The sequence below is a fragment of the uncultured Porphyromonas sp. genome, from assembly GCF_902489635.1.
GTDB lineage: Bacteria > Bacteroidota > Bacteroidia > Bacteroidales > Porphyromonadaceae > Porphyromonas.
The window spans coordinates 127,611-139,503 of the sequence record NZ_CABUAN010000001.1 but is presented as its reverse complement, the minus strand read 5'-3'; the positions used below and the strand labels follow the sequence as shown (position 1 = coordinate 139,503).

Genomic DNA, 11,893 nt, shown 5'->3' with positions numbered 1-11,893 from the left:
AAACCTTCTAGTCTCGCACTACAAAGGGGTGAGCCAGTACGACGGCTACAGCGTCTCCTTCGACAATCGCTACGACGTTCCGACGCTCTACCTATCGATCTCCTACAAGTTCTCCAACGGCAAGGACACCTCCTCCACTCGCAGCCAAGGTGCACGAGACATCGAGCGCCGCTTCTAACAATTACCCTTTTAGCTCTTGTGAAACAGGGAAAAACTTCCGACCTTTGTCTTTGTAACAGTAATCGTCAAATGGAACGTATATTATCAACCCTTATCCGCAAAGCCCTCCTAGTGACGGGGCTATTATTTGTCGCACTATCCGTCTCGGCGCAGACATCTCCTTGTCAGATCAGTGGCGTCGTTATGGACTCCGTACGTCACGAGGCGATAGCCTACGCTACGATTGAGTACAAACTACTAGACGAGCAGTTGACAGGCGGAGCGGTGAGCAATGAGCAGGGACACTTCGAGATGACATTGCCCCGTACGGGTAACTACCAGCTGACGATTAGGTCGGTTGGCTTTCAGACCAGACAAATGCGGGTCACGACGCAGGCGGGACAGAACAGTCTAGACACGATCTACCTAGCACCCGATGCTCAGACTCTAGACGAGGTGCAGGTGGTGGCGCGACGCAAGCTCATCAAACTCTCTCCCAAAGGCTTGACCTATGATATGAAAAACGACGTCTTGGCTCAGACGGACAATCTCCTCTTTGCCCTGCGCAAGGTGCCCCTCGTCACTGTAGATGGAGAGGGAAATATACGTGTCAAGGGGTCGTCAAACTTCTCCGTCTACATCAACGGGTCGCCCTCTCGTGTTGCCTCGATGAACCCCACGGAGGTCTTGCGAGGCATCCCAGCCAGTAGCGTCAAGGGTATAGAGGTGATCACACAGGTAGATGCTCGCTACGACGCCTCTGCTGGAGATGCTATCATCAATATCATCACTGAGAGCAAGAGCCTAGATGGGTACAGCGGCCTAGTCTCTCTGATGGGCTCTACAATCCCCAATATCAATGGCACCTCAAGTCTGACTCTCACTAAGGGTAAGCTTAGCGTAGCGCTCAACTACAACTATGACTATACGCGTCATAAGGATCAGCCTGTGGATATATCTAGACGCACATTCCAAGGGGATAAGACGACCAGCCTCTTCAAGTCCACCGCGGTGGCTGGGAGTAACAACGATGGTGTCTTCCAAAACCATGTCGGTAGCTTGATGGGAGAGTACGCCATAGATAGCCTGAATAGCCTCTACGCTGATGGGCACCTCTTCGTCTCATCGGTCTACTCTACAGGGCTCTCTCAGCAAACTTTCGATCGTCCTAATGAGCCTACACGATATGCCACGTCGCTCAATCAGATGCGCTTGACCTCTGGCTCTGTAGAGGGTAACCTTATTTATCGCAATCTCTATGCAGCGGACAAGCAGCCCCGCTTCTCGATAGGTTATCGCTACGCTTACAACCCAGACCTGAGGTACAAGGAGTGGACTGAGCGTCAGTACCGAGATGGCTTCACCAGCTGGGAGAGCTCTCCCTATGATGAGACACGACGTATGGAGCGTTCACGCGGAGGTCTGAGCGAGCATGCCTTACAGAGCGACTATCAGTTTATCTGGAGCGGAGGACACGCTCTGCAGGTAGGTGTCAAGGAGGTGCTACGACTGGGTAGCTCTCGCCCTGAGTACCATCTCTGGAACGAAGGCAAGGGCGACTGGCAAGAGGTGAATAACCCGCTCTACCGTCAGGGAGACATGAGTCAGCTGCAGAGCCTTACGTCAGCTTATGCCAACTACGCTTGGCAGGGTGAACGCTTCGCTCTCTCCGCTGGAGCACGAGGCACGCTGGTCTATGACAAGATAACTTTCTCGCAAAACAGTGAGGGAGACTTTCACAAGACGGGCATAGACCTGATCCCTACGGCTACGCTCTCCTACATGCTCACTGACCGCCAGCAGCTCTTCCTCTCTTACAAGATGAGCCCTATCCGTCCCTCTATCTGGCGTCTCAATCCTTATCGAAGTCAGGTGACAACCTACGACATCTCTTTTGGCAATCCTTACTTGCAGTCGGAGCTACATCACAATGTAGACCTCTCCTATACATTCTTTTCGAACCAACTCTACCTCAGTCTAACGACGGGCTATGAGCAAACCAACAATGCGATTATGTCCGTGAGGTATAGAGACCCCAAAAGTCCAGAGATACTGTATCATACCTTTGCTAATGCAGGCTTGCACCGTGTGCCGAACGCTTCGCTTTGGATGAACTGGCGTCCTATCATGCCCCTCTCGCTTACGTTCTTTTGGAGTTGTAGGTATCACCTCTTCGACTATCCTAGTGAAGGTCTCTCTCAGCGGAACTGGGAGAACATGCTGTCCGCCAATGTGGATGTCACGCTCCCCAAGTCGTGGTACCTAGGAGCTTCGTGGTACTACTATGCCAATCCGCCGACACTCCGCACGACCTACTCATACAGCCATGGGTATAGCTTCTACCTGAAGAAGAGCTTCTGGGACGACAAACTGGATCTAACCTTGACGGCTCAGCACCCCTTCTCGCAATACAACCGCTTCGAGACGAGGAAGTGGGGCGATGACTTCGAGTATAACCAAAGGAATATGATCCAAGCGCGTGCTATCGGTCTAAAGATCACGTACAACTTCAACTCGGGCAAGAGCCGCAAGGTGACGCGCAACGAGTCTCTCGCCACCTCCGACCTAGACCAGAGGACTGGTGTGCAGTAGCCTAGACTCCGCAGCTCTCACGAGTAGTCCGATGTAGGGTTGTGGGTTAGGTAGTGGGGTAGAGCTTTGGGGGCTATTTTGTATCTTTGCCTATCATAATTACTGCCGATTCCTATTCTACTTAATCCATAATGAAAAAGGTACGACTACATCGCGAGGGGGTGGGACTCCTCGTCTCATTCTTCCTCATACTGACGTTGGCTTGCTGGGCAACCTTTGTCTTTGTGCCCTTTAAGGGGGTATTTATCTTGACCCTACTGGTATCGCTCGTGGTGATGGGGCTGGCGCTAAACTTCTTTCGCTTCCCCAGGCGTAGCAATAGCGAGGCGGCCAATAGACGTCTCATCGTAGCGCCGGCCGATGGCAAGGTGGTGGTCATGGAGGAGGTCGAGGAGCCTGAGCTGCTGGGACGCCGATGCCTCAAGCTATCGATCTTTATGTCGCTCTACAATGTGCATGCTAACTGGGTCGCCTGCAATGGTACGATCACCCATGTGGAGCATCAGAGCGGTGCTTACTACAAGGCTTTTCTCCCTAAGAGTAGCGTGCTCAATGAGCGGTCGGCGGTGATCATTCGTACAGATGGCGGTCATGAGGTGCTAGAGCGTCAGATCGCTGGGGCTGTGGCACGTCGTATCGTCACTTACCCGAAGGTGGGCGATGAGGTGACAGTCGAGGACTTCCTTGGCTTCATCAAGTTTGGCTCACGCATTGACCTTTACCTGCCGCTGGGTACGGAGATAGCGATCAAGATAGGCGACGAAGTGGTGGGCGGTGAGACAACGCTGGGCTATCTGCCCCAGTAGGCACACTTCTTGCTGTATGATGATCAAAACAACGCTGTGATGAAGATAAGACAATTTATCCCCAATCTCCTAACGCTGTGCAATATCCTCTCGGGGGCGGCAGCTATCATCTCAATCCTATACTATAAGGAGTACCAGATGGGTGCTATCTGGATTGCTGTGGGTGCTTTCTTTGACCTGCTCGATGGTCTGGTGGCGCGTCTCCTGCATGCGACCTCTCCGATAGGCGCTGACCTGGACTCGCTCTCAGATGTGGTGACCTTTGGCTTAGCACCAGCACTCCTAGCTCTCTGCACGATGGAGGGGAGACTCTTGGCGAGTGGCTATGCCGCGTCTACGGCTCTGATGATGTCGCAACCTTTTCTCCTGATCTTACCTTTTGCAGCCTACCGCTTGGCACTCTTTAATAATGATACGGGGTCGAGCAACTACTTTCGTGGGCTACCAGTGCCTGCCTCTGCGCTCTTGTGGATCGGCATCTCGCTCTCTACTTGTGCCTGTGCGGTGGATACGCTTTCGCTGGTGACTAGCTACGGATTGCTCCTTCTCTCCTGTATCCTGATGGTGAGCCGTATGCCGATGCTCTCGCTGAAGCATCTAAGCGCACAGATGAAAGCGCCTCATGGTACGATCATCCTCATCGCATGGGGCGTGATCCTAGTTCCTGCGGGCTGTCTCTATATGTGGCTAGGCTCCGTGGCTAGCACGCTACGCCTAGTGATGCTGCTCTATATCATCGTCTCGCTGGTCATCGGTCGGCAGATCAAGAGCAATTCGGATGCTATCGATGCCGCGGCTCAACAGTAACACCTTAATCTACCCCAACACACATGGAATTCATATTTGGTCTGATCCTCGTCTTAGGACTTGCGTACCTGCTCATTAGACACTTGGCGCCTCGCATCTTGTACTGGATGGTGAGACGCTACATACAGCAGGCTGACCCGCACACTAAGTCACGAAAAGCTCCTCGTAAGGGGTGGCACTCAGCCGCTTCACAGCAAAGCTCTGCCGACGCCCAGTCACAGCAGGGCAAGCTCGACATGAAGGATATCGCGAAGAAGAAGTTTGAGAAGGACCAAGGGGAGTACGTAGACTTTGAGGAGGAGTAAGAGGAGACTGTTGACTTTTGCAACAGTCTCAAGAGGGCGCGCAAACAAAAAGAGACTGCCACGGTAAAGGTGACAGTCTCGTCAATGGATTGCTTTAGTAGCGGACTAAATGTCTTAGTAGGGAGACTGTTGCATAAAGGCGAATCGCTGTGTTGCTTTCGGGATTCGGCTTCGGTCACATACGGAGGTATGCTCCCTTCAGACCTCACCCTCAGCGCCTTGCGCTTCATCCTTTCTGCAAAGTCTAGACAATCTTGCTTGCAAGATTGTGAGACTGTTGACTTTTGCAACAGTCTCAGAAGGGGAAGTCTCTCTCCTCATCGTCAGAGGACATCGGGTTGAAGTCTGAGGCTCCAGCACTAAACGACTGATCGAAGGGGTGGGGCGCACTATCCATAGAAGAGCTACTAGGCGTGGATGTCGCCGTGGAGCGAGGTCTACCGCCATTGATCTGAGAGGTGTAGTGCATGTTCGCCTCCTCGAGTGCGTAGAACTTAGCAAACTCGCCACGGAATCCGATACGCACATCACCGATCGGTCCGTTACGGTGCTTGGCAATGATGAAGTAACCGATCCCCTTTGTATCTCCATAGTCATCTTGCATAATGCCATAGACCTCGGGTCTGTGTAGGAAGCAAACCATATCGGCGTCCTGCTCGATAGCTCCTGACTCACGCAGGTCGGAGAGCTGTGGCACCCGACTATTCGTCCCGCTATCATTCTTGCGCTTCTCGACATCTCGGTTGAGCTGTGAGAGGGCGATGATGGGGATGTCTAGCTCCTTGGCAAGCATCTTGAGCGAGCGGGAGATGGTGCTGACCTCTTGCTCGCGGTTGCCAAAGTTCATACCACTAGCGTTCATGAGCTGGAGGTAGTCGATGATGATGATCTTGATATCGTGTTCCCTCACGAGACGGCGCACCTTAGTACGTAGCTCGAAGACGGAGAGACTGGGCGTATCGTCAATGTAGAGGGGCGTATTCTCCAAGACGCTGATACGCTCATCAAGCTGCGTCCACTCAAACTTTTCGAGCTGACCGCTCTTGAGCTTTTCGCCTGGGAGCTCACAGACGTTACTGATAAGACGCTTGACCAGCTGTACGCTACTCATCTCAAGGTTGAAGAGGGCAACGGGTATCTTATTGTCTACCGCGATATACTTAGCCATCGATAGGACGAAGGCTGTCTTACCGATAGCGGGTCGCGCTGCGATGATGATGAGGTCTGACTTCTGCCAGCCTGCGGTCATCGCATCGATGCCGTCAAAGCCTGAGGAAATACCACTGATACCCTCGGCACTATTGGCCGCTGCCTTGATGTCGTCGATAGCAATCTTGAGAACGGTATCGATAGGCTGTACATCTTTGCGAAGATGCTTCTGCGATAGTGCGAAGAGAGCACCCTCGGCGGTCTCCATCTGATCCTCGATGTCGATGGTGTCTTCGTACGCAGAGGTGAGTACCTCCGTAGAGAACTTGATGAGATTGCGGCTCAGTGCTTTCTGCGCCACAATCATGGCGTGGTACTCTAGGTTGGCCGCACTGATGACTCGGTTGCTTAGGTCGACGAGAAAGGGCATTCCCCCGACCTGATCCAGCTTGCCCTCACGCTGTAGTCTCTGACTGACCGTGTGCAGGTCTATGGGCTGCTCCTCTAGACTGAGGTCGCGCATGACCTCAAAGATAGTCTGATGCGCATGGACGTAGAAGCTCTCGGGCTCCAGGATCGTGCTGATCTCGGAGAAAGCCTCCTTCTCCAGTAGTATGGCGCCTAGTACAGCCTCCTCAATATCTGTCGCTTGAGGTGGCACTCTGCCCTCGGTCGTGCGATCGAGCGAGGCTTGTGGCTTGCGGAGCTGCTTCTGCTGTGTAGGCTTTAGGGATGGCATGGGTTAGTTCGTTTGGCTAGGTGAATTGTTACGTATGGGGGACAATTAGGGAGCCTAGACGGGAGCCTAGGCTGTGAAGATCAAAGGAGCTGTAGCGGTAGCTTTAGTCGAGCTTGAGGACAGCGAGGAAGGCTTTCTGCGGGATCTCTACGTTGCCGATCTGCTTCATACGCTTCTTACCCTCTTTTTGCTTCTCTAGTAGCTTACGCTTACGACTGATATCACCACCATAGCACTTGGCTGTCACATCTTTGCGTACCGCCTTGACCGTCTCACGGGCGATGATCTTAGCACCGATAGCGGCTTGGATAGCTATGTCAAACTGCTGGCGCGGGATCAGCTCCTTGAGCTTCTCGCACATACGGCGACCGAAGGGAACGCTATTGTCAAAGTGCGTCAGCGTCGAGAGCGCATCGACGGGCTCGCCATTGAGGAGGATGTCTAGCTTGACCAACTTAGAGGGACGGAAGTCACTCAGATGATAGTCGAAGGAAGCGTAGCCTCGTGAGATGCTCTTGAGCTTGTCATAGAAGTCGATAACGATCTCACCGAGAGGCAGATCGAAGTAGATCTCGACACGGTTGCCACTGATGTACTCCTGCTTGATGAGGATGCCACGCTTGTCGAGGCAGAGCGTCATGATAGGACCGATGTAGGCGGTATCTGTGATGATCGTAGCGCGTATGTACGGCTCCTCGATATGGTCGATCTGCATCGGATCGGGCAGACCGGACGGGTTGTGTACCTCGGTCACGCCACCCTTCTTGTCGTAAACAAGGTAGGAGACGTTGGGGACGGTCGTGATGACGTTCATATTGAACTCACGGTCGAGACGCTCCTGAATGATCTCCATGTGGAGCAGACCAAGGAATCCACAGCGGAAGCCGAAGCCTAGTGCTGCCGAGCTCTCAGGCGTGAAGGTGAGCGAAGCATCGTTGAGCTGTAGCTTCTCGAGCGAAGCGCGCAGGTCCTCAAAGTCTTCCGTGTCAATGGGGTAGACACCGGCGAAGACCATCGGCTTGACCTCCTCAAAGCCCGCGATAGCCTCTGAGGCAGGACGCTGTATGTGTGTGATCGTATCACCTACCTTGACCTCTTTGCTGGTCTTGATACCAGAGATGATGTAGCCCACGTCGCCCGTGTTGACCCGATCTCTCGGCATCATGTCAAGCTTGAGTACGCCTACCTCATCAGCGTCGTACTCCATGCCTGTATTGATGAACTTGACCTTGTCGCCCTTGGCTATGGAGCCGTTGACAATCTTATAGTAGGCGATGATGCCACGGAAGGGATTGAAGACGGAGTCAAAGATGAGCGCTTGTAGCGGAGCATCTGGATCACCCACAGGGGCTGGCACACGCTCTACGATGGCATCGAGGATCTCGTTGACACCCTGTCCCGTCTTACCACTGGCAAAGAGCACTTCGTCTGGATCTACTCCCAGCAAGCTGACGATCTGGTCTTGCACCTCTTCGGGCGAAGCGCCTGGCAGGTCGATCTTGTTGACCACTGGTATGATCGTCAGGTCATGCTCGATCGCCATGTAGAGGTTGCTGATGGTCTGCGCCTGTATTCCTTGCGAAGCGTCTACGATGAGCAGTGCACCCTCACATGCAGCTATGGAGCGAGACACCTCGTAGCTGAAGTCCACGTGTCCTGGCGTGTCGATCAGGTTGAGCGTGTACTCCACATCATCCTTAGTATAGGACATCTGTATAGCGTGGCTCTTGATCGTGATGCCACGCTCACGCTCTAGATCCATATTGTCGAGGACTTGATCCTGCAGATCTTTCTTTTGGACGGTACCTGTGTACTCCAGAAGGCGATCGGCGAGGGTACTCTTGCCGTGATCAATGTGGGCTATGATACAAAAGTTACGTATGTGCTGCATGTGCTAAAGGGGTTCGTGCGCTAAGTAAAGGGCAACAGTGCTACAGTCTATCTGCTGTAAGAAAGAAAATAAAAGGCGGTGCGAAGCTGCGGGGAGGGCAGAGGAGCCAGTTACTCCTCCTCGTCCTCCATATTGGTGAAGACGTTCTGCACATCTTCATCCTCTTCGAGTCTCTCGATGAGCTTGTTGAGCTCTTCGCGCTCCTCAGCTGTGACAGGGCGTGTATCGTTGGGTACGCGGATGAACTCGACAGAGCTAATCTCAAATCCTAGCTCCTCGAGCTTGGCCTGGAGAGCTCCATTCTGAGAGAAGTCGCCCTCGATGACCCACTCCTCCTCGTCTTGCTCTATATCCTCCACGCCATAGTCGATCAAGTCTAGGATCAGCTCCTCCTGGTCTATCTCTGTCTTGGGCTGGACGTGGAAGACGCATCGGTGGTCAAAGAGAAACTCCAAGCTACCAGTCGTACCGAGGTTGCCTCCGAACTTATTAAAGTAGCTACGTACGTTGGCGACCGTGCGGGTCGTATTGTCTGTTGCTGTCTCTACAAAGATAGCGATGCCATGCGGGCCGTAGCCCTCATAGTTCATCTCCTTATAGTCGGTGTTGCTGTCCTTGTCGGTAGCTTTTTTGATAGCACGCTCCACGTTCTCCTTAGGCATGTTCTCCTTCTTTGCCGTCTGGATTAGGACGCGTAGTCGTGGGTTGGTATCAGGATCAGGACCTCCTGCCTTTACTGCTATGGTAATCTCTTTGCCTAGCTTCGTGAAGACACGAGCCATGTTGCCCCAACGCTTTAGTTTGCGTGCTTTACGATATTCAAATGCTCTTCCCATGATTGGATTGGATACTTAACTATGTTAGTTGATTTATATGTCTGATGATTGGATTGTCTAGCCTAGTCTAGCGAAGCGTAGCGTGGTACTCCTGCTCGATGGCTTGCCAGATGCGCTTCATGGCGGCATCGATCTGTGCGTCTCGTAGGGTGCCCTTGTCGTCGCGTAGGTAGAAGCTCAAGGCATAGCTCTTCTTGCCCTTAGGGAGCTCCTTGCCTGTGTAAACGTCAAAGAGCTCGATACGCTGAAGTAGCTTGCGCTCGGCCTTGCTGGCGGTGCGAGCTAATTCCTCGTAGGTGATGTTGTTGTCGATAAGTAGCGCTAGGTCACGCTTCACCGTTGGGTACTTGCTCAGCCCCGTGCTGACCACCTTGTGCTGTAGCAGATGTGCCATCAAGGTGTCGCTGTATAGCTCGGCGTAGTAGACCGGTTGCTTGATGTCGCACTTGGTGAGCCAGTAGTTGCTCACGACACCGACGTAGGCGAGGCTCTTGCCCTCTCGATCGGTGTAGCAGACTACGTCGTTCCATAGGTCGTGGCACTCGGCTGGTGTAGTTACCGAGTAGTCCTCCGTCGTAAAGCCCATGTGCGCTAGGAGCTTCTCGACCACCCCTCGTAGCATATAGGGAGAGGTAGCTTCGCCTGGGGTCGTCCAGCTGTTGGGCATGAGCGTGCCCGAGAGCCACAAGCCTAGTCTGTGGGCTTGGGTGTACTGGTCTAGGGGAGTAGTCGCCTGGTCGTTTTGCTTGTAGCGGTAGACGTTGCCCCACTCATAGAGTGCGCAGTAGGGTTGCTTGCGGTGCACATTGTCAGAGATCGTCTCTAGACCGCCCACGAGGAGGGTGGGGCGCAGCACGTTGAGCTCTTGACTCAGCGGATTCTCTATCGGCACGAGTTGGTTGGGGTCAAAAGCCTTTTGCCCCTCAAAGTATTGTCGAGAGGTGAGCGAATTGTTCAATATCTCCCGATAGCCAAAGCCTGTGAGTAGCTCCGAAAGCTTGAGCTGAGCGTGATAGATATGGTCTTGGTCGCTCTGCTTAGAGAGACTCGCATGCACATAGCCCGACAGTGGGACGGCATTGTAGCCGTAGATGCGCAGCACCTCCTCGACGACATCCACTGGACGTGTCACATCGTAGCGATAGCGAGGCACTGAGATGGCAAAAGCATCACCCTCCACAGCCTTAGGCGACATCTCTAGAGCCTCTAAGATGAGTTGTAGCTGGTCAACCGTCAGGTCGCGCCCGATAGCCCGAGAGACATAGTCGGTAGAGATCGTCAACTCTACGGGATCCAGGTGCTTACGATAGTGATCCACCATCTCACTTGCTAATGTACCTCCGCAGATCTCCATAATGAGGGATACAGCGCGCTGGAGTGCCCAGTCGGTCGCCTCGGGATCTAGTCCACGCTCGAAGCGGAAGGAGGAGTCGGTGCTCAGTCCGTGGCTTCGAGCAGCACGACGTGTGATCGTCGGATTGAAGTTCGCCGCCTCTATAAATATGTCTGTCGTCTCCATCGTCACGCCCGAGTCCAGTCCACCCATCACGCCACCTATGCAGAGCGGTGTGAGCTGGCTGTCGCAGATCATATTCTCCATCCCTGTGAGCTTATGCTCTACGCCATCCAAGGTGGTAAAAGGCGTGCCTGCGGGTAGATGAGCTATGCGCAACTTACCGCCAGCAATCTTCTGAGCGTCAAAAGCGTGCAGCGGTTGCCCAATCTCGTGTAAGACGAAGTTGGTCACATCTACCACCGCATTGATCGGACGCTGCCCGATGCTTTGGAGTCTCTCCTTGAGCCAGTCGGGACTCTCGACGCACTTCAGACCACGTATCGTCACCCCCTGATAGCGGGGACAGTCCTCAGCGGAGACCTCCATCTCGACCTGTATAGCAGGAGCCTTCGCATCGACTGCCTGAGGCTGTGCTAGGGTCGGACGCTCTGCGCGGATTACATGACCATCACGATAGGAGTAGTAAGCCGCTAGGTCGCGCGCTACGCCATAGTGCGAGGTCGCATCGACGCGGTTAGGCGTTATGTCTATCTCTATGATGGTATCACTGGCTAGGTCAAAGTAGTCGGCCGCTGGTGTCCCAGGCCGCACCGTCTCATCGTCTAGTACCCAGATGCCAGAGCTGTCGGAGCCCATACCTATCTCGACTTGCGAGCAGATCATACCCATACTAGACTCGCCACGTAGCTTAGACTTCTTGATCTTAAAAGCTTCGCCATCGGGCCCGTATAGAGTCGTGCCGACGGTTGCGACGACGACCGTCTGACCAGCAGCCACATTGGGAGCTCCACAGACGATCTGCACAGGCTCCTCCTCGCCGAGATCGACCGTGCAGATGTGCAGGTGGTCGGAGTTAGGGTGGGGGATGCAAGTGAGGGTGCGCCCTATGACGACACCACGCAGACCGCCTCGTACCGACTCGGTCTCCTCGACGCCAGCCACCTCGAGACCGATGGACGTGAGCGTCTCCGCTACTTCATTTGGATTATAACCCTCTAGACGAGGCAGGTATTGCTGTAACCAGTTGAAAGATATATTCATACGAATCAGACATAGGCTCTCTAGGAGCCGATGAATAGAGTTATAAAGCGAG

General features: G+C 53.6%; 8 protein-coding genes. 4 read left to right on the top strand and 4 right to left on the bottom strand.

Going from position 1 to position 11,893, the window contains the following annotated elements; translation table 11 throughout:
* The first annotated feature begins 249 nt into the window (after positions 1 to 249).
* From RDM37_RS00535 to RDM37_RS00520, 4 genes are all read left to right on the top strand, one after another.
* Positions 250 to 2,751: an outer membrane beta-barrel family protein gene (locus RDM37_RS00535; protein WP_308554234.1), complete on the top strand. Its 2,502-nt coding sequence runs from the start codon at positions 250 to 252 to the stop codon at positions 2,749 to 2,751.
* Positions 2,752 to 2,882: 131 nt separating this feature from the next.
* On the top strand, positions 2,883 to 3,557 hold the full coding sequence (locus RDM37_RS00530) for a phosphatidylserine decarboxylase family protein (protein ID WP_308554232.1): 675 nt from the start codon (positions 2,883 to 2,885) through the stop codon (positions 3,555 to 3,557).
* Positions 3,558 to 3,596: 39 nt separating this feature from the next.
* Complete coding sequence (locus RDM37_RS00525) at positions 3,597 to 4,364, top strand: CDP-alcohol phosphatidyltransferase family protein (RefSeq protein ID WP_308554230.1); 768 nt, start codon at positions 3,597 to 3,599, stop codon at positions 4,362 to 4,364.
* Between the two features lie 23 nt (positions 4,365 to 4,387).
* Positions 4,388 to 4,669, top strand: a complete 282-nt coding sequence (locus tag RDM37_RS00520; RefSeq protein WP_308554229.1) for a DUF4834 family protein — start codon at positions 4,388 to 4,390, stop codon at positions 4,667 to 4,669.
* A 295-nt stretch (positions 4,670 to 4,964) separates the two neighbouring features.
* Here RDM37_RS00520 and dnaB read toward each other — a convergent pair whose 3' ends face one another.
* The 4 genes from dnaB to pheT form a co-directional block, all read right to left on the bottom strand.
* The gene (gene dnaB / locus RDM37_RS00515) at positions 4,965 to 6,557 is read right to left on the bottom strand and encodes a replicative DNA helicase (protein WP_308554228.1); all 1,593 of its coding nucleotides are present in this window, start codon (positions 6,555 to 6,557) and stop codon (positions 4,965 to 4,967) included.
* 103 nt (positions 6,558 to 6,660) lie between these two features.
* Positions 6,661 to 8,448, bottom strand: coding sequence for a translation elongation factor 4 (gene lepA / locus RDM37_RS00510; RefSeq protein ID WP_308554227.1), 1,788 nt, complete (start codon positions 8,446 to 8,448; stop codon positions 6,661 to 6,663).
* 110 nt (positions 8,449 to 8,558) lie between these two features.
* Positions 8,559 to 9,284, bottom strand: a complete 726-nt coding sequence (locus RDM37_RS00505; protein ID WP_299366460.1) for a YebC/PmpR family DNA-binding transcriptional regulator — start codon at positions 9,282 to 9,284, stop codon at positions 8,559 to 8,561.
* A 67-nt stretch (positions 9,285 to 9,351) separates the two neighbouring features.
* Entirely contained in the window at positions 9,352 to 11,841 is a 2,490-nt protein-coding gene (pheT, locus tag RDM37_RS00500; RefSeq protein WP_308554225.1) for a phenylalanine--tRNA ligase subunit beta, read from the bottom strand.
* Positions 11,842 to 11,893: the final 52 nt, after the last annotated feature.

Bases quoted from the DNA above. Each gene is read 5' to 3' on its own strand.
- RDM37_RS00535 (WP_308554234.1), top strand. From the start codon at position 250: ATGGAACGTATATTATCAACCCTTATCCGCAAAGCCCTCCTAGTGACG.
- RDM37_RS00530 (WP_308554232.1), top strand. From the start codon at position 2,883: ATGAAAAAGGTACGACTACATCGCGAGGGGGTGGGACTCCTCGTCTCA.
- RDM37_RS00525 (WP_308554230.1), top strand. From the start codon at position 3,597: ATGAAGATAAGACAATTTATCCCCAATCTCCTAACGCTGTGCAATATC.
- RDM37_RS00520 (WP_308554229.1), top strand. From the start codon at position 4,388: ATGGAATTCATATTTGGTCTGATCCTCGTCTTAGGACTTGCGTACCTG.
- dnaB (WP_308554228.1), bottom strand. From the start codon at position 6,557: ATGCCATCCCTAAAGCCTACACAGCAGAAGCAGCTCCGCAAGCCACAA.
- lepA (WP_308554227.1), bottom strand. From the start codon at position 8,448: ATGCAGCACATACGTAACTTTTGTATCATAGCCCACATTGATCACGGC.
- RDM37_RS00505 (WP_299366460.1), bottom strand. From the start codon at position 9,284: ATGGGAAGAGCATTTGAATATCGTAAAGCACGCAAACTAAAGCGTTGG.
- pheT (WP_308554225.1), bottom strand. From the start codon at position 11,841: ATGAATATATCTTTCAACTGGTTACAGCAATACCTGCCTCGTCTAGAG.